Source organism: Azospirillum brasilense, from assembly GCF_022023855.1.
In the GTDB taxonomy this organism is placed as follows: Bacteria; Pseudomonadota; Alphaproteobacteria; order Azospirillales; family Azospirillaceae; genus Azospirillum; species Azospirillum brasilense_F.
This window is the reverse complement of the sequence record NZ_CP059452.1, coordinates 130453-152255: the sequence shown is the minus strand read 5'-3', so window position 1 is coordinate 152255 and position 21803 is coordinate 130453. Positions and strand designations below refer to the sequence as shown.

At 68.8% G+C, this 21803-nt stretch carries 12 protein-coding genes and 1 pseudogene; 9 read left to right on the top strand and 4 right to left on the bottom strand.

The genetic code is table 11. The annotated features are described in order from the left end of the window. The first annotated feature begins 8 nt into the window (after positions 1 to 8). A complete protein-coding gene (gene fae / locus H1Q64_RS27280) occupies positions 9 to 536 on the top strand; it encodes a formaldehyde-activating enzyme (protein ID WP_162471583.1) in 528 nt (175 codons plus the stop codon). Between the two features lie 5 nt (positions 537 to 541). Here the strand turns inward: fae and H1Q64_RS27275 are convergent, their stop codons facing one another. Next, positions 542 to 1285: a HisA/HisF-related TIM barrel protein gene (locus H1Q64_RS27275; RefSeq protein WP_237907555.1), complete on the bottom strand. Its 744-nt coding sequence runs from the start codon at positions 1283 to 1285 to the stop codon at positions 542 to 544. Here H1Q64_RS27275 and H1Q64_RS27270 point away from each other — a divergent pair. The 4 genes from H1Q64_RS27270 to H1Q64_RS27255 are packed head-to-tail and all read left to right on the top strand — an operon-like array spanning position 1284 to position 5222. Next, positions 1284 to 2282, top strand: a complete 999-nt coding sequence (locus H1Q64_RS27270) for an ATP-grasp domain-containing protein (RefSeq protein WP_237907554.1) — start codon at positions 1284 to 1286, stop codon at positions 2280 to 2282. The two genes, H1Q64_RS27275 and H1Q64_RS27270, sit on opposite strands and share 2 nt — an antisense overlap. Before the next feature lie 18 nt (positions 2283 to 2300). After that, positions 2301 to 3383: a hydantoinase/oxoprolinase family protein gene (locus tag H1Q64_RS27265; protein WP_237907553.1), complete on the top strand. Its 1083-nt coding sequence runs from the start codon at positions 2301 to 2303 to the stop codon at positions 3381 to 3383. A gap of 20 nt (positions 3384 to 3403) precedes the next feature. After that, a complete protein-coding gene (locus H1Q64_RS27260; protein WP_237907552.1) occupies positions 3404 to 4387 on the top strand; it encodes a quinoprotein relay system zinc metallohydrolase 2 in 984 nt (327 codons plus the stop codon). Positions 4388 to 4391: 4 nt separating this feature from the next. Continuing rightward, a complete protein-coding gene (locus H1Q64_RS27255) occupies positions 4392 to 5222 on the top strand; it encodes a quinoprotein dehydrogenase-associated SoxYZ-like carrier (RefSeq protein WP_237907551.1) in 831 nt (276 codons plus the stop codon). 27 nt (positions 5223 to 5249) lie between these two features. Here the strand turns inward: H1Q64_RS27255 and H1Q64_RS27250 are convergent, their stop codons facing one another. Beyond that, positions 5250 to 5591, bottom strand: coding sequence for a hypothetical protein (locus tag H1Q64_RS27250; RefSeq protein WP_237907550.1), 342 nt, complete (start codon positions 5589 to 5591; stop codon positions 5250 to 5252). Between the two features lie 247 nt (positions 5592 to 5838). Between H1Q64_RS27250 and pqqA the strand changes: the two genes are divergently transcribed. Beyond that, the gene (gene pqqA / locus H1Q64_RS27245; protein WP_237907549.1) at positions 5839 to 5955 is read left to right on the top strand and encodes a pyrroloquinoline quinone precursor peptide PqqA; all 117 of its coding nucleotides are present in this window, start codon (positions 5839 to 5841) and stop codon (positions 5953 to 5955) included. Positions 5956 to 6099: 144 nt separating this feature from the next. On the opposite strand, the gene H1Q64_RS27240 is transcribed toward pqqA, so the two are convergent. Together H1Q64_RS27240 and H1Q64_RS27235 are read right to left on the bottom strand one after the other, a co-directional pair. Beyond that, positions 6100 to 6888: a RibD family protein gene (locus H1Q64_RS27240; RefSeq protein WP_237907709.1), complete on the bottom strand. Its 789-nt coding sequence runs from the start codon at positions 6886 to 6888 to the stop codon at positions 6100 to 6102. Between the two features lie 116 nt (positions 6889 to 7004). Further along, positions 7005 to 19919 (bottom strand): Ig-like domain-containing protein, encoded by a 12915-nt coding sequence (locus H1Q64_RS27235; protein ID WP_237907548.1) that lies wholly within the window; start codon positions 19917 to 19919, stop codon positions 7005 to 7007. A 391-nt stretch (positions 19920 to 20310) separates the two neighbouring features. Between H1Q64_RS27235 and H1Q64_RS27230 the strand changes: the two are divergent. The 3 genes and pseudogenes from H1Q64_RS27230 to H1Q64_RS27220 form a co-directional block, all read left to right on the top strand. After that, positions 20311 to 20680, top strand: a pseudogene (locus tag H1Q64_RS27230) (helix-turn-helix domain-containing protein); the annotation flags it as partial. 418 nt (positions 20681 to 21098) lie between these two features. Further along, a complete protein-coding gene (locus tag H1Q64_RS27225) occupies positions 21099 to 21392 on the top strand; it encodes a type II toxin-antitoxin system CcdA family antitoxin (RefSeq protein ID WP_237907547.1) in 294 nt (97 codons plus the stop codon). Continuing rightward, a complete protein-coding gene (locus H1Q64_RS27220; RefSeq protein WP_237907546.1) occupies positions 21392 to 21706 on the top strand; it encodes a CcdB family protein in 315 nt (104 codons plus the stop codon). Before H1Q64_RS27225 ends, H1Q64_RS27220 begins: the two co-directional genes overlap by 1 nt. Positions 21707 to 21803 lie beyond the last annotated feature (97 nt).

The window sequence follows — 21803 nt, the reverse complement described above, 5'->3', positions numbered from 1 at the left end:
GAGAGGACATGCCGATGTGGGGAGGACAGTCCACGAAGATCAACCGCGTGCTCGTCGGCGAATCGCTGGTCGGTGATGGGAACGAGGTCGCCCACATTGACCTGATCATGGGACCGCGCGGCAGCGCCGTGGAAACGGCCTTCTGCAACGCGCTGACCAACAACAAGGACGGCTTCACCGCCCTTCTCGCGGTCGTCGCACCCAACCTGATGTGCAAGCCGGCGACCATCCTGTTCAACAAGGTCACCATCAAGGGCGCGGAACAGGCGGTGCAGATGTTCGGCCCCGCCCAGCACGCCGTCGCCAAGGCCGTGGCCGACTGCGTGTCGGAAGGCACCATCCCGCAGGACGAGATCGACAACATCTTCATCTGCGTCGGCGTCTTCATCCATTGGGAAGCCAAGGACAACGCCAAGATCCAGGACTACAACTACCGCGCCACCAAGGAGGCCATCGAGCGCGCGGTCGCCAGCTTCCCGAGCGCGCAGGACCTGATGAGCCAGAAGGACAAGGTGAAGCACCCCTTCGCCGCGTGACCGGCTTACCGGTTCAGGGCATCCAGCTCCGTGCCGCCGAGGCGCCCGTCGTGCAGCGCCGTCGCCACCAGGGCGCCGGCGCTGCCGCGCCCCGCGAGGTCCCGGAGGTCGTCGCCATTGCGCACACCGCCGGCGGCGAACAGGCTGGCCTGCGGCTTGGTCCGGCCGATCTCCGCGAGTCGGCCCCAGTCCGGCCCCTCCCCCGAACCGACACGGGCCAGGGTCATGACGATGATCCTCTGCGGCCACAGGTCGGGACTCTCCAGCAGGCCGGGCGGCCCGACGAAGCGGTCGCGGAAGTCGAGCGAGAGGATTACCCGGTCCCAAACCGGATCGGCCTTCAGCGCGGCGAGCGGCGCGAGGCCGTCCAGGCTCTCGCTGCCGAGCACCGCGTCACCGAGCCCCGACGCAACGAAGCCCCGCACCTCATCGGCGGTGCGGAACCCGGCATCGACCCAGAACCCGACGTCCGGGAAGGCCGCTTTCAGCCGCGCCAGCGCCAAGCGGTTGCCGCCGGTGCCCTGGATGGCGTCGAGGTCGGCGGCGTAGACGACGCGGAAGGGATGCAGACGCAGCAGACCACCGACCACCGCCACCGGGTCGTTGCCGGCGCACAGCGAGGAGCGCAGGGACGGGTAGCGGCCCCGGTCCCCGCGGCGGGCGTGCACCACGCCGCCTTCCCTCAAGTCGATCACCGGAACGACGTGGAACATCTCGCCCTCCCTCGGCTGCATGATGGCGGAGCTCATGCGCATCTTGGTCTGTGAGTTCGTGACCGGCGGCGGCATGCCCTCGGACGCCGCCATCCCCGCCAGCCTCGCCCGCGAGGGCGACCTGATGCTCCACGCCCTGCTGGCCGACCTGCTGGAAGTGCCGGGGGTGGCGGTGACCGTCACCCGCGACGCCCGCCTTCCGCCGCTCGCGGCGCCCGTGCGCAGCATAACCACCACCGACCCGCGTGAGTCCTGGTCGCTTTGGGAGGACCTCGCCCGGCAGGCGAACGGCGTCTGGCCGATCGCCCCGGAAACCGACGGCGCGCTGGAGCGCTTCAGCCGCATGGTCGAGGCCAGCGGGCGCCGCCTGCTCAACAGCAGCGCCGACGCGGTGGCCGTCGCGTCCAGCAAAGCGACGACCGCGACCGTGCTGTCGGCGGCCGGGCTGCCCGTCGTCCCGGTCTGGCGCGTCGGTACCGTCGCTGCGGACGGGCCGCCGGGGAACGGGCCATGGGTCGTCAAGCCCGACGACGGGGCCGGATGCGTCGACACCCGGCTGATCCGCGACCATGCCGACTGGAAGGGCTGGCTGGCCGAGGCGGACCGGAGCGGCTTCGTGGTGCAGCCCTTCCAGCCCGGCACGCCGGCCAGCCTGTCGATGCTCTGCCGTGATGGACGAGCGTGGCCGCTGACCACCAATCGCCAGACCGTTTCGCTGTCCGGCGGACGCTTCTCCTACGGCGGTGGCACCATCGGCGGGATGAAGCTGACCCCCGCCCTTACCGATCTCGCGCAGGGCGTTGCGGCGGCACTGCCCGGCCTGTTCGGCTCCGTGGGCGTCGATGTCATCGTCGGTCCCGACGGGCCGACGATCATCGAGGTCAACCCGCGCCTGACCACCTCCTCGGTGGGGTTGCGGCGCGCGACGGGGCTGAACGCCGCCGCCGCGGTGCTTGATCTGGCGCGCGACCCGCCGGTTCCGCCGCCGCCGGTGACGCGCATCGAACCGGTCCTTCTGACGCTTGAGGGGTGAGCCATGGGTGGCGGCGCGTTGATCGGATTGGATATCGGCGGAGCGCATCTGAAGGCCGCCCTGTTCGACGAAACGGGGATGCTCCGCGACCTCGACCAGTGGCCCTGCCCGCTCTGGCTGGGCCTCGACCGCTTGGAGCAGGCCGTCGCGGCGGTGATCGCCCGCTGGGGCAAGCCATGCCACGTCGCTGCGACGATGACCGGGGAATTGGCCGACCTGTTCGACGACCGCGCGGACGGCGTGCGCCGCATCGCCGCCACGATGCGGTCCACCCTGCCCGCCGCGACGCTCAGCGTCTTCGCCGGCCCCCGCGGGTTGGTGCCGGTCGACGCCGTGCCCGACTGCGCGGAGGCGGTGGCCTCTGCCAACTGGTACGCCACCGCATTGGTGGCCGCGGCGGGCGGAGACGGCGTCCTGCTGGATGTCGGAAGCACCACGACCGACATCGTCCCGCTCGTCAGCGGCGGTCCTCTCCATGCCGGCTATTCCGATGCCGAGCGGCTGGACAGCGGCGAACTGGTCTACACGGGCGTCGTGCGCACACCGGTCATGGCGGTCGCCCGGGCCGTTCCCTATGGCGGGGGCCGGCGCACGCTGATGGCGGAGCTGTTCGCGACCATGGCCGACGTTCACCGCCTGACCGGAACGCTGCCGGAGGGCGCCGACCAACACCCGACGGCGGACGGGCGCGACCACGGCATCACGGCCAGCGCGCGGCGCCTGCTGCGGATGGTCGGCGACGATCTGGAGCCGGACGGCTTGCCGAAGGCCCGCCGCCTTGCCGGCCATCTCGCGGAACGCCAGTTCCGCCGGATCGAGGACGCGCTCGATCAGGTGCTGTCGCGGGGCTCGATGGCCGACGCCCCGCCGCTCGTCGGCGCCGGGGTTGGCCGTTTCCTGGTGCGGCGTCTGGCCGAACGCCGGGGGGCGGTCTACCGGGACTTCGAAGCGCATCTGCCGGTGGCGCCGGCCTTGCGGGAGCGTGCGGGATGGTTCGCCCCCGCCGTCAGCGTCGGCTGGCTGGCCTTCGACGGTGCGCCGCACAAACACCTTTGCCCGGTTGCCGCCCCCGTCGGGGCGGTTTCATACTTGCCTGATTGAACACAATGCAGGACCGGACGATGGCTGCTGCGGCCACGTTCCTCCGGCCGTCCGCTCACACGGCCCTTCGGCCGTCCGCTCACACGGCGCTGGCCGGCGTCTGGCTGTCCGTCTGGCTGTTTGGGGCGGCGGCCCCGGCGACGGCCGATCCCCTGCCCGTGTTCGAGGTCGCCCCCGGTGTGTTCGTGCACGCCGGCCACCACGAGGAAACCGACGCGACCAACGCCGGGGATATCGCCAACTGCGGGTTCGTCGTCGGGAACGACGCCGTCGCCGTGATCGACAGCGGTGGCTCACCAATTGTGGGACATCGTTTGCGTGAGGCGATCCGCGTCCACACCGACCGGCCCATCCGCTACGTCGTCAACACCCACATGCACCCGGACCATATTCTGGGAAACGTGGCCTTCCTGCCCGACCGGCCCGATTTCGTCGCCCACGGCAACCTCCAGGCAGCCCTGGCGGCACGCAGTGAGCATTACCGGCAGGCGTTCGACGCCGCGGTCGGTGCCGCCGCCGCCGCGGAGGTCCGGATCATCCCGCCGACCCTCGTGGTTTCCGACCGCCTGGAGCTGGATCTGGGCGGGCGCGTGCTCGACCTTGTCGCGTGGCCGGTGGCCCACACGGACAACGACCTGACGGTGCTCGACCGGCAGACGAAGACGCTGTGGGCCGGGGACCTGCTGTTCGTGGAGCGGGCGCCGGCCATCGACGGTTCGGTCCTCGGCTGGCTGCGCACCCTCGACGCTCTGGCCGCAGAACCGGCGGCGCGCGTCGTCCCCGGACACGGCCCGCCCTCTGCCCCATGGCCGGACGCGGCCGGGGACCTGCGCCGCTACCTGAGCCGGGTCGTCGAGGGTGTCCGCAAGGTCCAGGCCGCCCACGGCACGATTCAGCAGGCGGTCGAAACGGTCGCCGCCGACGAGGCGCCGCGCTGGCGCCTGTTCGACTCCTACAACCCGCGCAACGTGACGGCGGCCTTCGCCGAACTGGAATGGGAATGACACCATGACCACACCACACCGGATCATCCGCAGGTTGTCGGGCGTCACGCTGTCGGGCGCCGCCTGGCTGTGCCTGGGCAGCGTGGGCGCTCTGGCGGCCTCGCCGCAGGAGGAACGCTGGGACATGCTGCGCGACATGTATTTCTCGGGCCGCACGGTCGAGGATGCCGGGCCGCTCCTCAGCCTGGAGGCTCCGAAGCGGGCCAACGACGCGGCGGTCGTGCCCATCCGGATCGTGACGGCGCCGGGAAGCGGCGTCCAGGTGACCGCGGTCCATCTCATCGTCGATGAGAATCCCGTGCCGATGGCCGCGACCTTCCGTTTCGCCCATGGCGACAGCCCGCAGGCGATCGACACCCGTCTGCGGGTGAACGCCTACACCAACATCACCGCCGTCGCGGAGACCAGCGACGGGCGGCTGCTCCGCACCACGCAATTCGTCAAGGCGTCCGGAGGGTGCTCCGCTCCGGCACTGAAGAACGCCCAGCTCGCCGTCGCCCGCATGGGCAAGATGAAGCTGAACCTGCCCGACAACATCGCCGCCGGAAAGCCGCTGACCGCGCAACTGCTGATCAGCCACCCCAACTACACCGGCATGCAGTACGACCAGCTCAACTATTACTTCATCCCCGCCCACTACGTGAAAACCGTCGCCATCCGCTACAACGGGGCGCCGGTGCTCGACGTGCAATCGGACATCTCGTTGAGCGAAGACCCCAGCATCCATTTCTCCCTGGTGCCGGAGGAGCAGGGAACGCTGGATGTCACCGCCGAGGATTCGAACGGGCGGATTTTCCAGGAGAGCTGGCCGATCCGCGCCAATTCCGGTTCGTGAAGGTCGCCTGCACCGCCGCCGGACCGCTCAGAAGCATTTCAGGTCGGCGGCGACCTGGGCTTGCCGGAATTCGTTCAGCAGATCCTTGATCCACCCGACGTCGCGCATCAGCGCGGCGCGCTCGCCCGGTGCCTCCTGCATGCCCCGCGCGGTTTCCACCGCCACGTAGCTGTCGTAGGGGAAATGCGCGGCGATCTCGTCGATGCTGCAGGAGCACTTGCGCACGACGTCCGGCCCCTGGCCGTTGGACAGCATGCAGCCAAGAACGTAATCGACGCGGGCGTAGGTGGGATAACCGTCCTCGGCCCGCGCCGTGCCGCAACCGATCAGAAGCGCGAGCAACGCAACCGGAACACCATTCCTCATCATCGGGTCGGGTCCATGCTGGTCTGTCCGAAGAAGCGCGTCCTCATGGTGGGACGATCCGGCATTCGCTCTCAAGCACGCATTCGGAGGTCGCCGCGGGGATGACCGCCCGATCGCAATCAGTGCCAAATAAATTCGGCATTCATTGACCACAAAAAATCCATCCGTATTTTCCGTGCCGCTATCCATTCGTAGGATGGCCGCACCAGGATCGGACCGGTAGGCTTTCTGGAGAGGACCAAAACCGCAGATGGTCCTTTCCATCCAAAAACTGAGGGAGCGCACCATGAAGACTTGGCGCAAACCGAAAATCCGCGTGATCGCCGTCGGCACCGAAATCAACGCCTACGCCTGCGCACAGCTTTGATGGCGTGGTAACGGCGACGCCGTATGCCTCATTATGCCCACCACCGACCTTCCTGCGGGCAGCGGCGAGACACGTCTCCCCTGCCCGCATGCTCGTTTCAACAAGGCCGCTGTTCACGGACCGGTCTGAGTTTGGAAACCGGCCTCACGCCGGGCGCAGCGGCTCGAACCGGGCGAACCATTGGCCCGCCCCATCCGGTGCCGCGCTGTCGTAATGCAGCGAGGACAGGCGCAGGCGGCCGGCTCCCTCCAACCGTGGCCCCGTCGCCATGGTGTGAAAGCTCTCCCCTCCCACCACGCGGTGCGCGATGGTGAGATAAAGCCGCGACAGCATTCCGTCCCGCAGCATGGTGGACAGCATGCGGGGGCCGGTCAGCAGATACACGCTGCGGAAGCCGAGGTTGCCGAGTTCCCGGACCAGAGGCGCCCCCTCCACCGATGCACCGTCTCCAGCTAGGATCACCGGGAAGCCACGCGCGCGCAACGCGTCGACCCGATCGCGCGGGGCCTGCCGACCGGTCGCGATCAGAACACGCTGCTTCTCCCGGATGACCGACTGCGGAATCGGAAAATCGAGGCTGGCGCTGGCGATCACGATAGCCGGCTGGGCGGACAAGCCGTTCTCCAGCCTCCACCGCGCGAGGTCGCGGTCCATGGCGCGCGTCCCGACCTGCAGCACGTCGTCCAACCGGCCTGCCGCGAGGTCGCGCAGATAGCCGCCATGGGTGACGAGGCAATCGGCCTGGGCCTGCAGTTCGAGGAACAGGCGGAAATCACTCTCGCTGGTGATCTCGACTGGAAGGCGGCTCGCTTCGCCATCCTGCAGCGCGATGCGCCCGTCCAGGCTGGCGACGAAGCTCGCATAGACGAACGGCGCCGATGCGCTGCCCAAGCTGTGCAGCGCATCGGCCACATACAGCCCCGCCAACGCCACCTCTTCGGGCGGTCCCGGAAAAAGCCTCAGCACACGCGCAGCCATACCCGACGATAACACCACCCATTCCGCGGCCAACAGCGCGGAAGGAGGGGACGCACGGCGCCCCCCTCCCGTCAGGTGAACCAGCGGGCGGCATCACCGGTCTGCCCGACGATGGTGACGCTCACCCCCGGCCGCAGATCGAGCACGGTGTTGCCGTTCACCACCCTCGCCGACGCGATCACGCTTTTGAGATCGAGCGAGGAGTCGAAAAGCGCCAGCCGATCGGTGCCCGCAGTGAAATCCATCATCATCGATCCGCCGGATGCACCACCAAGGGCGAAGACGTCCGCCCCGGCACCACCCCACAGCGTGTCCGCACCGCCATCGGAGAACAGCACGTCGTTGCCCGCCCCGCCAACCAGCACATCGTCGCCGGCGCCGCCGAACAGCGTGTCGTTGCCATCCTCGCCGAACAGCGTGTCGCTGCCCGCCCCGCCATCGGTCAGGTCGTTGCCCATCCCCAGCGACAGGATGTCGTTGCCGGCCCCGCCGAAGAGGGTGTCGTTGCCGTCCTCGCCGAACAGCGTGTCGCCCCCATCGCCACCGCTGGCGATGTCGTTGCCCATTCCCAACGACAGGATGTCGTTGCCGTCCTCGCCGAACAGCGTGTCGTCTCCGTCGCCGCCGAAGAGGGTGTCGTTGCCCGTGCCGCCGAACAGAGCGTCGCTGCCGCCTTCCCCGATCAGGATGTCGTTGCCGGCTCCGCCGCCCATCGTGTCGTTGCCGGCCCCGCCGCCCATCGTGTCGTTGTCGGCGCCGGCATCCATCAGGTCGTCGCCGTCGCCCCCGTGCATCAGGTCGTCGCCGCCGTCGCCATACAGCGTGTCGTTGCCGAGCGTGCTGGCCACCGTGTCGTTGCCGCCGCCGCCCGACAGGACATCGTCGCCGGGGCCGAGGATGATCGACTGGCTGCCGGCGTCGCCATACACCACCTGATTGCCCTCGCCGCCGGTCAACGTCGCCGACCCGATCACCGCGGCGAACGACACGGTGTCGAGCTGGATGGTCAGCGGCCCTGAGACCCCGGTGGTGTCGATGACCAGAGCCGTCGGCATGGTGGAGCCCGGCATGGCGCCGGTGACCCGGACCGCCGCCCCTGGCGCGCCGGGCGCGGTGAAGGCAAGCGTGCGCAGCAGCAAGGACGTCTGCTGCGGCAGCGTACTCAGGAAGCGGACGCCGCCGCTGGACAGGTCGGACCGCGAGACTGACCCCGCCGTCGTGCGCGTCTCGATCGCCTGGATCAGGTCGGCCTGTGCGAGGCTCACCCCCTCGCGGGCTATCGGGCCGCTCGCCGCGACGCCCACTCCGGTCGGCAACCCGATCTGCAACGTGGTCGCCAGCGTCGGCTGCCCGGTTGACGGATCGGTCACCGTCTCCCGGACCAGCGGCACGTCGGCCAGCCCGGCGTTCGGGCTGCTGGGATCCTCCGTGCGGCCGGCAGCGGGCGCCTGGATCACCACGGTGCTGACGGCCCGTCCGTTGGACTGCGACGCGAGCGTCTGGACCTGCGTGCCGTCCACCACCGCTCCCGCCGCCTTCGCCGCGGTCGCCGTCCCGGCCGCCGAGACGTTGCCCGCCGCGTCGGTCAGCGTGACCGAGAGGGACAGCGTGCCGTCGAGCAGGCCGGACACGTCGATCCCGCCGACCGTGCCGCCCGCACCAGCGAGCGTTCCGGCGCCCGTCAGCGGACCGCCACCGCCCGAGGAGGACAGCGTCCAGCGATAGGTCGCCCCGGCCTCGCCGCCGGAGAGGGCAAATCCGACGTTGCTCTGCTTGGCCTGGTCGATGGACGCGTCGTTGAAGGCCACCGACGGCGTCGTCGGGGCGACGGTGTCGATGACGACCGACAGGGCGCCGGACGCCGGACCGCTGTTGCCCGCCGCGTCGGTCGCCCGGGCGGTGAAGGCGTGGGTGCCGTCCAGGAGCGGCGCCGCGCTGAGATCGGCGACCCAGGCGCCTTGCGCGTCGGCGGTGACCGTCGCCACCTCCGTCCCGCCGTCGGACAGGACGACCCGGCTGTCGGCTTCCGCCGTGCCGCGGACGAAGAGCCGGTTGCGGTTGGTGTTGGTGACCGTCACCGGCAGCGTGCCGGCGGAGTCGGTGCTCACGGCGGTGATCGTCGGGCTGCCCGGCGGGGTGGTGTCCACCATCGGCAGGGTCAGCGTGCCGGTGGCCGGCGTGGTGAGGCCGTCGCTCACGGTCACCGCGACCGTCGCCGTGGCGGCGGTGCCGCCAGTGATCCGCAGGGCGGCCAGGGTCGCGTTCACGTCGGCGACCGACCCGCTGATGGTCATCGTTCCGTCGCCCGCCGTCGTTACGCTCGCCTGCCCCGCCGCTGTGGCCCCCAAAGTCGCCTGGGACGGCGTCAGGGTCACCGTGATCGACGGGCTGTCCGGATCGGCGATCTGGATGCCCGCCAGAGCCGTGGCGAGGCCCTGTTCCAGGGTGATCGGCTGCGGCAGGGTGAGCGTCGGAGCGACCAGGGTCGCCGGATCGGCGATGGTCACCGCGATGGTCGCCTCGGCGTCGGTCGTCAGTGTGCCGAGGTCGCTGGTCGTCACCCGGATCGTGCCGGAGGTCTGGCCCGCCGTTCCGGTGAAGGTCACGGTGGCCAGCGTGGCCGTGATGTCGGCCTGGGTGCCAAGCAGGCGCCAGACGCCCGCGGACGGCTGGGTCAGGGTCACCCCGCCCTGCGCCGTCAGAGCCAGCGCGCCGTTGGTCGGGGTCAGCGTCACCTGCAGCGTCGGGCTGTCATAGTCGCTGACCGACAGGCCGGTCACCGCCGTCGCCACGCCGGAAATCACCGACAGGGCGGTGGGCGCCGTGTGCTCGGGCGAGGACAGCACGCCGATGACCAGCAGGCTGTCGGAGTCGGGGGTCAGCGGCTGGTCGTCGGAAGATTCGAACCGGATCGACGCGCTGGTGACGCTGCGCGACGCGATGAATTCGAGCTGCTGCAGCGTGCGGTTCACGTCCTCCAGCGAACCGGTGAGCCGGACCTTGCCGTTGCCGAGGTCGCTCGTCGTGGCCGAACCGTAGAGCGGCAGGGTGATGGCGCCGTTGGTCGGCGTCAGCACGACGGTCATGGTGCCGCCGTCGATGTCCGTGACCTCCAGCCCCAGCACCTCGGTCGAGCGGCCGGCGACCAGGGTCGGGCTGCTCGGCAGAACGTTGGCGGGCGGCGACTGGATGGCGATGGCGAGCGTGCCCGAGGCGTCCGGCGTCGAGGCATCGCCGTCGGCCACCGTCACCGCGATGCTGCCTGCCGTCTGTCCGCCGGCCCCGGTGAAGACCAGCGAGGCGAGAGTCGTGTTGACGTCGGCCACGCTGCCGGTGAGCGTCAGGGTGCCGTCACCGGCCGTGCTGACCGATGCGGGGCCGGCGAGGCCGAGGCTGCCGTTGCCGGGCGTCAGGATCACCGTCACGGTGGCGCTGTCGCCATCCATAATCGACAAACCGGCGATGGCCGTGGCCGTCCCCGCCACCACCGTCCTTGCGGGCGGCAGGGTCAATTGCGGATCGATCGGGTCCTCGTTGCGAATGGTCCCCGACGCCGACGCCGTCTCGATCGCCGTCGCCGTGACGGACGGACTGGACAGGGTGACGGTGAAGGTCTCGTCCGGCTCGATGTCCGTATCGCCCGACACCAGGATGGTGATGGTCTTCGTCGCCTCACCGTCGGCGAAGGAGACGGTGCCCGACGGCAGGCTCCCGCCGAAATCGGCGGCGTCGAGCGTGGCGCCTCCCGCCCCGTCACCGGCCGCCACCGTCCAAGCCACCGTCAGGGCGCCCCCCGTGTTGCCGGCGCGGGTGACGGTGAAGGTGAAGGCGGTGGTGCCCCCCGGGTTGGTGCCGTCCCCCTCGCGCTTGTCGGCGTCGGTCGCCGCGATGACGAGACGCGACGGGATGACCACGGCAACCTGGGCCGCGCTGATCTGCTGCTGGAGGTTCGTGCCGGTGAAGGCGGTGACGGCCCCCGACACATCGCCCGCGGCGGTGCCGCTGCGCAGTTCGTCCGCCGCCGTGCCCTGCGCCACCACTTGCGCCTGGGCCATCTGGGTCAGCCCGTCGATGCCGCCGCTGTTGGTCGTGCCGGCGGTGATCACCGCGCCGTTCGATGCAGCGATGACGTTGGCAGCACCGCCCGTCACCATGGTCAGCTTCGCGCTGTCCACAGCCCCGATCCGCGCACCGGCAGCGGCCAGGATGGCGGCGATGACCACCGGATCGGCGAGGTCGATCGTGCCGCCGGCCGGGACGGCCTTGACCGCGTCGGCGATGGCACCCACCAGCGCCCGCCCGATCACGCCGCTGGCCCGCGGCGTGCCGATCACCACGCCGGCGAGCACGGCGCTGCCCTGGACGATCACGTTGGCGACGCTGGCGGCGGCGGATTGCGTCTTCAGTGCCGTCGCGATGGCCGCGGCGCCCGCCCCGGCCGTGGTCACCGCGACGATGGGGTCGTAGGTGAGCAGGTCGAGGCTGGCGTCGAGGCCGAGCTTGCCCTTCAGTTCGGTCGCCGCAGCGGCGATCTCGCTGTCTGTTCCGGCGAGCCCCGCCATGCCCATGATGATGGTGGTCAGCGGTGTGATGACGGACGCGGAACTTGGAGCCTCGTAGACGCCGGTGAAGGGCAGATTGGTCGAGATGTCGGTGCCCCCGATCATGACGATGGGTCCGGCCCCGCCGGGGATCGACCAGTTCCCCACCGCGTTGGTGGTCCCGAACGCCTCGCCGTCGTCAAGCTGGCCGTTGGCATTGGCGTCGGCGAACACCGTGGCGCCGGCGATGTAGCCGTCGATGGCGTGGCCGCCGCGGACGTTGACCAGCACATGGCTGGTGACCGGCGCGGCGGCGCCGAAACCGAGGTTGGTGACGGTGTTGCCGACGCTGTCGCGGATCTGCGCGCCGTTCGGGTCGATGGTCCCCGCGACCACGATGCCGTCGTTGTCCAGATCGCCCGCGCCGACGGCATAGCGGAACACCAGTTTGCCGGACTCCACGCGCAGGAAGGTGGCGTAGCGGGTCTGGGTCCCGATGGTCAGCGCCAGCCGAGGCACGCCGGTGCCGGAGACGCTGACCGCGTCGCTGAAGGCGACGGTGAAGTCCAGCGTGTCGCCGCGCGCCGCCAAGTAGCGGCCGGCGGTCGGGCCGGTCACCGCGGTGATCGTGGCGGCACGGTCGTCGTTGAGGATGGTGCCGGTCGCCGTCGCGGTCTCCACCGTGATCTTGGCGTCGGCCACCGTGGTCGATGGGGAGAAGAGCAGGACCCGGAACTGCTCATTCCCCTCGACCTGCCGGTCGCCGCTGATCGGAACGGTGATGGTCTTGCTGGTCTCCCCGGCCGCGAAGGTGACGTTGCCGCTGGGCAGCGTGCCGCCGAAATCGGCCGCGTCGGCGATGCTGCCGCTCAAGCCGTTCGTGTCGACCTGCCATTTGACCGTGGTGGCGCCCGAGGTGTCGCCGCGCCGGGTGATCGTGTAGGTCAGGTTGGCAAAGCCGCTGTTCCCCTCCGCGATCGACAGGCTGGACGGGGTGAGGCTCAGCCATTGCACCGGCGTCAGGCTGATCGTCACCGCACGGCCGACCAGATGGGTCCCGTCCGAAACGGCGTAGCTGAAGGACCCCGCGGCCCCGGTGGCGCCGAAGGGCGGTGTGTAGATCACCGCGGCGAGCTGGTCCGGCGTCAAGGTGTCGCCGACGGCGAGCGCCGTGCCGTCGTACCGCTGGAGCGTCCCGACCGTTGGCAGACCGGTCACCGTGATGGTCAGCGGATCTCCTTCCGGATCGACCGGCTTGTCGATCGACAGGCCGACGCGGCTGGAATTCTGGTCGATCGCGACGTGCTTGGCCACCTGCACCGCCGGAGCGGTGTTGACGCCCCGGACCGTGATGGTGAGCGTCGCGGTTGAGGTCGCACCGGCCCGGTCGGTGACGGTGTAGCTGACCGTCTCCTGCCGGGTCTGGCCAAACAGCAGCGTGCCGTAGCCTCCCGCCGGGTCGAAGCTGTAGCCGCCGTCGGCGTTCAGCGTCAGCCGGCCGCCACCGGCCAATGTGATGGCCCGGCCAACATTGGTGGCGTCGCCGTTCACCGCGCTGACGGCCAGCCTGTCGCCGACATCGGGGTCCGTGTCGTTGGCGAGGACGCCGCTTGCCGCAACCACCGTGACCGGGGTGAGCCGGTCTGTGTCTCCCGCATCGTTCGCCGCGACCGGCCCGTCGTTGACGTTGGCGACCTCGATGGTCAGCAGGTCCGAGACCGTCGCGCCGGAGGAATCGGTCGCGGTGACGCGCACCGTCCGGGTGCCGACGTCGGCGTTGCCCGGCGTACCGGACAGGCGCCCGGTGGCCGCATCGAAGCTGAGCCAGGCGGGCAGCGCCGAGCCGTCGCCGCTGGTCGCGCTGAAGGTCAGGCTGTCGCCGGTGTCCGTGTCGGTGAAGGCTTCCGCAGGGATCGTGTAGGAAAAGGCCTGTCCCTGGTCCACATTGCTGGTGCCGAGCGCCTGGCCCAGCACCGGAGCGTCGTTGATCGACAGGACATTGACGCTGGTCGTTGTGTTCGTCGCCGATGCGCCGTCCGCGTCGGTTACTGTCACGGTGAAGGCCGTGGTCTCCTGGGTGCCCGGAGCGGCCCGGTTGGCCGCTGGCTGGAAGTCGAGCAGCCGCAGGGCGGCCTGGGCCGCCGCCGCGGAACTGGCGGTCAGAGTGTAGGTGCCGGTGGCCGATTTGGCAAAACCACTGGCGATGAGGCTGGGGGTGCTGAAGACGCCGGTGGCATCGCCGACGGTGCCACTCGAATTCCGGACCGTCACGACAACCGTCTGCGTCTGGGTGGTCTGGCTGTCGGACACGGTCAGGGTGGCGAAGGGCTGGCTGCTGGCGGTGTCGTTGACCGCTTGACCGGCTGCCGCGCCGCCGATGACGGGGGCCGTGTTGACGGGCGGGCTCCGGGTGTCGATGGCATAGCCGGCCGACGTTGCCACTGCCGTTGGAGTGTTTCCAGCGGTGTCGCTCCATCCCGCAGCAACGGTGATCCGGCTGTCGGAAGTGTTGATTTCCACGCTTGGGGTTAGGGTGGCTGTGTACACCAATCCGTCGCTTCCAGGCAGAACGGACAGGTCTGAAAGCGTCCCATTCTGTGCTGTGACGGCCGAGAGCGAGAATCCAACCGGCGCCTCACTGAACGTAAAGGTGACGGTTGCCGTCTCCCCCACCCCAAGTGTCGCCCTGCTCAGCGCGATAGCAACGGACGGTGTTCCGGTGTCGATGGTCACGGTCAGCGCCGCGGATGCCGAGGAGCTGTTGCCTGCCGCGTCGGTCACCGTCGCGGTCAGCGTGTGCGCACCGTCGCTCAGCGAGGCTGCGGTGATGCTCCACGCCCCTGCCGCCGCAGCGGTCACCGTACCAAGAGCGGTGCTGCCCTCGTACAGCACCACAACGCCAGCCTCGGCCACGCTGCCGGTGATCACCGGCGCCGTCACGTTCGTCAGCGTGTCGGAGGTCAACCCGCTGTTCGAACCCACGGCAAGCGCCAAAGCGGTTGGCGATGAGGCGCCGGTGTCGATGGTCACGGTCAGCGCCGCGGATGCCGAGGAGCTGTTGCCCGCCGCATCGGTCACCGTCGCGGTCAGCGTGTGCGCACCGTCGCTCAGCGAGGCTGCGGTGATGCTCCACGCCCCTGCCGCCGCAGCGGTCACCGTACCAAGAGCGGTGCTGCCCTCGTACAGCACCACAACGCCAGCCTCGGCCACGCTGCCGGTGATCACCGGTGCTGCCACGTTGGTCAGCGTGTCGGAGGTCGACCCGCTGTTCGAACCCACGGCAAGCGCCAAAGCGGTTGGCGATGAGGCGCCGGTGTCGATGGTCACGGTCAGCGCCGCGGATGCCGAGGAGCTGTTGCCCGCCGCATCGGTCACCGTCGCGGTCAGCGTGTGCGCACCGTCGCTCAGCGAGGCTGCGGTGATGCTCCACGCCCCTGCCGCCGCAGCGGTCACGGTGCCAAGAGCGGTGCTGCCCTCGTACAGCACTACGACGCCGGCTTCGGCCACGCTGCCGGTGATCACCGGTGCCGTCACGTTGGTCAGCGTGTCCACCGTGGACCCGCTGTTGGATGCCGCAGCCAAAGCAAGACCCGTCGGAGCACTTGCTCCGGTGTCGATGGTCACGGTCAGCGCCGCGGATGCCGAGGAGCTGTTGCCCGTCGCGTCGGTCACCGTCGCGGTCAGCGTGTGCGCACCGTCGCTCAGCGAGGCTGCGGTGATGCTCCACGCCCCTGCCGCCGCAGCGGTCACCGTACCAAGAGCGGTGCTGCCCTCGTACAGCACCACAACGCCAGCCTCGGCCACGCTGCCGGTGATCACCGGCGCCGTCACGTTCGTCAGCGTGTCGGAGGTCAACCCGCTGTTCGAACCCACGGCAAGCGCCAAAGCGGTTGGCGATGAGGCGCCGGTGTCGATGGTCACGGTCAGCGCCGCGGATGCCGAGGAGCTGTTGCCCGCCGCGTCGGTCACCGTCGCGGTCAGCGTGTGCGCACCGTCGCTCAGCGAGGCTGCGGTGATGCTCCACGCCCCTGCCGCCGCAGCGGTCACGGTGCCAAGAGCGGTGCTGCCCTCGTACAGCACCACAACGCCAGCCTCGGCCACGCTGCCGGTGATCACCGGTGCTGCCACGTTGGTCAGCGTGTCGGAGGTCGACCCGCTGTTCGACGAAGCCGCCAGTGCCAAAGCGGTTGGCGATGAGGCGCCGGTGTCGATGGTCACGGTCAGCGCCGCGGATGCCGAGGAGCTGTTGCCCGCCGCATCGGTCACCGTCGCGGTCAGCGTGTGCGCACCGTCGCTCAGCGAGGCTGCGGTGATGCTCCACGCCCCTGCCGCCGCAGCGGTCACGGTGCCAAGAGCGGTGCTGCCCTCGTACAGCACCACAACGCCAGCCTCGGCCACGCTGCCGGTGATCACCGGTGCTGCCACGTTGGTCAGCGTGTCGGAGGTCGACCCGCTGTTCGACGAAGCCGCCAGTGCCAAAGCGGTTGGCGATGAGGCGCCGGTGTCGATGGTCACGGTCAGCGCCGCGGATGCCGAGGAGCTGTTGCCCGCCGCATCGGTCACCGTCGCGGTCAGCGTGTGCGCACCGTCGCTCAGCGAGGCTGCGGTGATGCTCCACGCCCCTGCCGCCGCAGCGGTCACGGTGCCAAGAGCGGTGCTGCCCTCGTACAGCACCACAACGCCAGCCTCGGCCACGCTGCCGGTGATCACCGGTGCTGCCACGTTGGTCAGCGTGTCGGAGGTCGACCCGCTGTTCGACGAAGCCGCCAGTGCCAAAGCGGTTGGCGATGAGGCGCCGGTGTCGATGGTCACGGTCAGCGCCGCGGATGCCGAGGAGCTGTTGCCCGCCGCATCGGTCACCGTCGCGGTCAGCGTGTGCGCACCGTCGCTCAGCGAGGCTGCGGTGATGCTCCACGCCCCTGCCGCCGCAGCGGTCACCGTACCAAGAGCGGTGCTGCCCTCGTACAGCACCACAACGCCAGCCTCGGCCACGCTGCCGGTGATCACCGGCGCCGTCACGTTCGTCAGCGTGTCCGCCGTGGACCCGCTGTTCGACGAAGCCGCCAGTGCCAAAGCGGTTGGCGATGAGGCGCCGGTGTCGATGGTCACCAGGAGAGGCCCCGACACCCCGCCCACGATGCCGGATAGGGTCCCCCTGGCCGTCAACGTCCAGATTCCGTCAGCAAGCGCCGTGCCAGGGATCACCGTCCAAGCACCGGAGCTGTCGGCCGTTCCTGTCCCGATCTCAACACCGTTTCCGTACAAATGCACGACACTGTCGGCGTCGGCCGTCCCCGTCAACGTGGGCTGCGACGCGTTCGTCAAGGCGTCACCGACCACTCCGCTATCCGACGCCGGGTTGAGCACCGGGACTGTCGGGCTGGCCGGCAGCACGATCAGTGTGTCGATACCGTTGAGCGTCAAAGTTTGGAACGGTGTGTAGACGGTCTCAACACCGGAAACGAAGAGCGTCCCCTGGTTGCCGGCCGGGGAGAAAGTCACCACGTCCGTACCGGTCCCACCGATCAGCGTCTCCAGCATGGTCACCGCCAGAGTGTTGCCGTCGCTGCCCAGCGTGACCACGTCGGTGTCGGCACCGCCGGTCAACGTTTCGACACCACTCACCAGCAGCGTGTTGCCGCCGCCGCCCAGCGTCACCACGTCGGTGCCGGTGCCGCCGGTCAGCGTCTCGACGCCGCTCACCAGCAGCGTGTTGCCGGCGCTGCCCAGTTCCACCAAGTCGGTGCCGATGCCGCCGCTCACCGTCTCGACACCATCCACCAGCAGCGTGTTGCCGGCGCTGCCCAGCGTCACCGCGTCGGTGCCGGACGTGCCGATCAGCGTCTCGATCCGCCACACTGTGAGCGTGTTGCCGGCACTGTCGCCGAGCGTCACGATGTCGAGGCCGCTGCCGCCCTTGATCGTTTCGACACCGCTCGCCGTCATCACGTTGCCGCCGGTGCCGAACGTCACCACGTCGGTGCCGGAACCGCCGGTCAGCGTCTCCAGCAGCCTGACCAGCAGCGTGTTGCCGCCGCCGCCCAGCGTCACGACATCTGTGCCGGAGCCGCCAAACAGCGTCTCGACCTCCGACACCTCGATGGTGTTGCCGTCGCTGCCCAGCGTCACAACGTCGGTCGCGGTGCCGCCGGTCAGCGTCTCGATGCCGCTGACCATCAAGGTGTTGCCGAAGGTTCCGCCAAACGTCACCACATCGGTGCCGACGCTGCCGGTCAGCGTCTCCAGCCGCGACACCTGGATGGTGGTGCCCGCGCTGTCGCCGAGCGTCACGGCGTCCCTACCGCTGTTGCCGTTCAACGTCTCGATGCCGGTGACCAGCGCGGTCAGTCCGCTGGCGGAGACCGTCACCACGTCGAGGCCGGAACCGCCGGTCAGCGTTTCCAGAGCGGACACCAGCATGGTGTTGCCGGCGCTGCCCAGCGTCACCACGTCGGTGCCGATGGCGCCGAGCAGCGACTCCAGCAGCGACACCGTCAACGTGTTCCCGCCGGTGAGCAGCGTCACCACGTCGGTGCCGGAACCGCCAGTCAGCGTCTCGATGCCGCTCACCCTCAGCGTGTTGCCGCCGGTGCCGAGCAACACGATGTCGGTGCCGGAGCCGCCGATGAGGCTCTCCAGCAAGCGGACCGTCACCGTGTTGCCGCCGCTGGCGAGCGTCGCGGTGTCGGCCCCGGAACCACCCAGCAGCGTCTCGACGCCGCTCACCCACAGCGTGTTGCCGCCGGTGCCCAGCGTCACGGTGTCGGACCCGGAGCCGCCGAACAGCGTCTCCACAAGCCGGGTCGTCAGCGTGTTGCCATTGCTGTCCAGCGTCGCGGTGTCGGCCCCGGAACCACCCAGCAGCGTCTCGACGCCGCTCACCCACACCGTGTTGCCGCCGGTGCCCAGCGTCACGGTGTCGGACCCGGAGCCGCCGATGATGCTCTCCATGAGCCGGACCGTCAGCGCGTTGCCGCCGGTGCCCAGCGTCACGATGTCGGTGCCGGAGCCGCCGATGAGGCTCTCCAGCAAGCGGACCGTCACCGTGTTGCCGCCGTTGCCCAGCGTCACCGAATCGACACCGACGGCGCCGGTCAGCGTTTCGATGCCCTCCGCCAGCAGCGTGTTGCCGCCGCTGGCGAACGTCACCACGTCGGTACCGGCCCCGCCGGTCAGCGTCTCCAGCCGGAACACCGTCAGCGTGTTGCCCGCGCTGTTGCCCAGCGTCACCACGTCGATGCCGAGGCCGCCGGTCAGCGTCTCGACGCCGTCCACCAGCAGCGTGTTCCCGAGGGAGCCCAGGATCGCCACATCGGTGCCGATGCCGCCGGTCAGCGTCTCGACGCCGCTCACCAGCATCGTGTTCCCGAAGGAGCCCAGCGTCACCACGTCGGTGCCGGAGCCGCCGGCCAGCGTCTCGACCCGGCTCACCAGCAGCGTGTTGCCGCCGCCGCCCAGCGTCACCGCGTCGGTGGCGGTGCTGCCGGTCAGCGTCTCGATCCCGGTGACCAGGTAGGTCGCACCGATTTCTACCAGCGAGACCACGTCGGTACCCGTGCCGCCGGTCAAAGTGTTGATCTGCGACAGCGCGATCGTGTTGCCGCCGTTGCCGAGGGTCACGGTCACCGGGGCGACGTTGCGGAAATACTCCAGGCTGCCCCCGTCGACGCCGATCACCAGATCGCGGTCGCCGTCGCCGTCGAGATCGCCCAGGGCGGGCCGCGGGTAGGCACCGGGTCCGGGATTGCCATAGGGATTGGTGGCGAACAGCGAAAAGGTCGGCGCCGCCGCCGTGCCGACGTTGACATAGACGGTGCTCTTGGTAATGAGATCGACGAGGCCGTCCCCGTTGATGTCCGCCAGAGCGGGCGACGCGTAGCCGTCAAGGTCGCGGGGGAGGCTGAAGGGATTGGTTCCTGCCAGCGTGAAGGTCGGCAACAGCGTCGAGCCGCTGTTGCGGTAAAAGAAAATATTCCCGTCCGCACTGCCGATCAGAAGATCAAGATCGTCATCGCCGTCCAGATCGGCGAAGCTCGGCGCCCCGTAGCTGCCGGCGTTCTGGATGCCGAATGGATTGGTGCCCTCCAGCGAGAAGGTCGGCGCCTGCGCTGAGGTCCCGTTGTTGCGGAAGAACAGCGTGCTGCCGGCATGGTTGCCGATGAACAGGTCGAGATCGCCGTCGCCGTCGATGTCCACCAGACCGGGGAGCGCGCCGCCCGCGCTGACGTTGGTGATGCCGAACGGATTGGTGCTGTCCAGCGTGAAAGTCGGCGACAGTGTCGTTCCGGTATTCCGGAAGAAGAGCGTGTTTCCGTCCGCGTTGCCGACCAGAAGGTCAAGATCGTTATCACCATCCAGATCCGCCAGCACCGGGGCGGCCTCGCTTCCGGTGTCGGAAAGGCCGAAGCTGTTGGTGCCGATCATTGTGAAGGTTGGATTCGCCACGATCTTTCAGCCCTCACGTCACGCGGCCGGCACACACACCGGTCCCAGACAGATCAATGCATGACCAAGAGCTAATTATTGGTATATAGGAGCGTCCGTGATGCGTTACTGGTCGGAAGCGCGGAGATGCACCCGTAAAAATCCCTATTTTCTCAACAGTTTCTTGCTCCCCGCGAGAGCACGCACGCATCAGCCGCGGAGGGATGCTCCACACGGAAAGATGTCGCGAGTGGATTGAATTGAAAACCAGAGGTTTTCAGAATGCACAGTCCTCTCTCCGGATAGAACGTAAAATGAACATTTCTGGCAGGTTGCCAACGGACCAGTCATACCGGGGAGCGGAAGTGCTGACTCACTGGGGGGATTCCCAAAGCGCGCGATCCGTGATTCGATTCACCATCACGATGGGGAAGAACGAAAGCCAGCGTCGTTGCCGATCCGGGAAGACCTGAGCGCCAGCGAATTGCGTGCCCTGGCGCGGCGCGAAAGCAAAGGGCGGGTGGCGGCGCGGATGTTCGCCATCGCCCATGCACTCGACGGGGTGGGCCGGGCGGAAGCGGCGCGGCTGGCCGGCATGGACCGCCAAGCCCTGCGCGACGCGGTGGTGCGCTACAACGCGGAAGGCGTAGGCCGGGCTCTACGACCGCCCGCTGCCCGGCCGGCCGGAGTGGCTGAGTGAAGGCGAACAGGCGACGCTCAAGGCCATCATCCTCGCCGCCCCCGATCCCAAGCGGCATGGCTGCGTGGAATGTTATGCAAGGTTTAGGGAATTATAGCGTAGCGGCGCTATAAATCGCCTGTGTGAGAAAGCCCGCATGGCATGCGCAAGCTCATTCGGCCACCTTTGGTGTGAATGCCGCTCGAGGGCGGAGGAGATGGCGCTTCGAGCAAAAGGCGCGGGATTCCAAAAAATGTTTCGGCGGCGAGGGACGCCGCCACCGCGATGAACCCATTGATATTTCTCGATTTCAGTTCACGGAAGATGACGGAACCTAACGCGAACTGACTGGGGCTTCGTTGAAGCTCGTTGAAGGGCGTTGAAGCTTTCACACCGAAAAAGCGCCTATGGCGAGATGAACTGCCCGGTGCTTGGCGGCGTTCCATTGCTCCTCGAGGAGGAGCCTTCTTGCCTGCCTCATCAATGCGCATTACCATACACACGACACGGTGGAGGGTAGCATGAGTCACATGCAGCGGACCGCGGCGGGCTACGATGTCGGGGCTTCGAAGAAGCGTGTCAACGTCACGCTCAACGAAGACCTCGTTCGAGTCGCCCAAGCCTATACCGACAATCTCTCCGGCACGATCGAGACGCTCCTTGCCACGTGGGCACGGACGGAACGGCGGAAGCGGGAGGACGATCAGGAACATCGCCGGAAGGTCGCCGCTGAGTGGAATGCCTTCGACGAACGGCATGGCCGTTTCTCCGACGAGTGGAATCGTGACTTCATGCCGGACGACGAGAGCCGCTGATGCCGCAGTTCGACGTCCACCGCAATCCGGGCCGCACCAAGGCTGCGATCCCGTTCGTCCTCGTCGTGCAGGGCGACCGGTGGAAGGAGCGTGCGGATCGCGTCGTCGTGCCGCTGGTCCTGGCGAGCGAAGTCAGGTACCGCGATCCGACCCTGAACCCGGAATTCACCATCGACGGTACGACGGTCATCCTGAATCCTCTTCAGATGGCGACCATCCCCACCGGCGTGCTCGGTCCCGCAGTAGGAAGTCTCGATGGCGAGCACATCCGGGTCATCGCCGCGATTGACGCCATGATCGCCCAGGGGCACTAGCACGCCCTGGGCTGGGCAGCGCCTTGGATCTTCATCCCACGGAACTCGCTCCTGGATCAGGCGACGCGCCTGTCACATCCTGTGCGTGCTATCGGGA

Bases quoted from the DNA above. Each gene is read 5' to 3' on its own strand.
- fae (WP_162471583.1), top strand. From the start codon at position 9: ATGCCGATGTGGGGAGGACAGTCCACGAAGATCAACCGCGTGCTCGTC.
- H1Q64_RS27270 (WP_237907554.1), top strand. From the start codon at position 1,284: ATGCGCATCTTGGTCTGTGAGTTCGTGACCGGCGGCGGCATGCCCTCG.
- H1Q64_RS27275 (WP_237907555.1), bottom strand. From the start codon at position 1,285: ATGAGCTCCGCCATCATGCAGCCGAGGGAGGGCGAGATGTTCCACGTC.
- H1Q64_RS27260 (WP_237907552.1), top strand. From the start codon at position 3,404: ATGGCTGCTGCGGCCACGTTCCTCCGGCCGTCCGCTCACACGGCCCTT.
- H1Q64_RS27255 (WP_237907551.1), top strand. From the start codon at position 4,392: ATGACCACACCACACCGGATCATCCGCAGGTTGTCGGGCGTCACGCTG.
- H1Q64_RS27250 (WP_237907550.1), bottom strand. From the start codon at position 5,591: ATGATGAGGAATGGTGTTCCGGTTGCGTTGCTCGCGCTTCTGATCGGT.
- pqqA (WP_237907549.1), top strand. From the start codon at position 5,839: ATGGTCCTTTCCATCCAAAAACTGAGGGAGCGCACCATGAAGACTTGG.
- H1Q64_RS27225 (WP_237907547.1), top strand. From the start codon at position 21,099: ATGAGTCACATGCAGCGGACCGCGGCGGGCTACGATGTCGGGGCTTCG.
- H1Q64_RS27220 (WP_237907546.1), top strand. From the start codon at position 21,392: ATGCCGCAGTTCGACGTCCACCGCAATCCGGGCCGCACCAAGGCTGCG.